The sequence below is a fragment of the Brevundimonas sp. P7753 genome, assembly GCF_013386595.1.
In the GTDB taxonomy this organism is placed as follows: Bacteria; Pseudomonadota; Alphaproteobacteria; order Caulobacterales; family Caulobacteraceae; genus Brevundimonas; species Brevundimonas bullata.
Genome location: NZ_JACARP010000253.1, coordinates 1 through 619 on the forward strand (window position 1 = coordinate 1; position 619 = coordinate 619).

Below are 619 nucleotides of genomic sequence, written 5' to 3' on the forward strand. Positions count from 1 at the left end.
CTACGAGCCGATGTTCAGGGGCACGATCAATTCGACTACGGTCTATCCCCGTGTCGTCGTGCAGCGTGTATTGGAGCTGAAAGCCGCCGCAGTGGTCTTCGCGCACCAGCACCCCTCGCGTGTCACTGAGCCGTCGAGCGCCGATCGTGCGCTGACCCAGCAACTGCAGGCAGCGCTGGCGCTGATCGATGTTCGGGTACTGGATCACATCATCGTTGGCCAGGGGATTACGTACTCCTTCGCGGACCACAGCTTGCTGTAGCGCATCGTTCATTGATCACAACGGGGGCTTCGGCCTCCGTTTCTTCCTTGCCCCGAAGCAAGCAGGTATGCGGGGTGTCCGCGATGCGCATTGTTTGTGGGGGCTGCACCGGATTCGGCGTTTGACTATGGCCCTGATCAACTTCCGGGGCACGTGTCATGCCAGCATCTTTTCCCAGGTTCGCGCCAAGCTGGCGAGCCCTTGGCCTGGCCGTTGCACTGCCGGTGTCCTTGGGTGTCTTTAGTTCGGCTCCATTCCCTGCCGATGTGCTGGTCATCACCGACAGCCGCCATCCGGTCAAGACCATGGCCGGCGAGCGGCTGATCGAGTTGGACGAAGCGCACCGGATCGAAGCGG

Annotated in this window: 2 protein-coding genes; both read left to right on the top strand. The window is 61.6% G+C overall.

Annotation, left to right across the window (positions count from 1 at the left end):
* Positions 1-262, top strand: a 262-nt coding sequence (locus tag HX774_RS19455; RefSeq protein WP_304488871.1) for a JAB domain-containing protein, incomplete at its 5' end; no start/stop codon positions are given.
* Positions 263-420: 158 nt separating this feature from the next.
* On the top strand, positions 421-619 hold a 199-nt coding region (locus HX774_RS19460), incomplete at its 3' end, for a DUF1525 domain-containing protein (protein ID WP_178829037.1).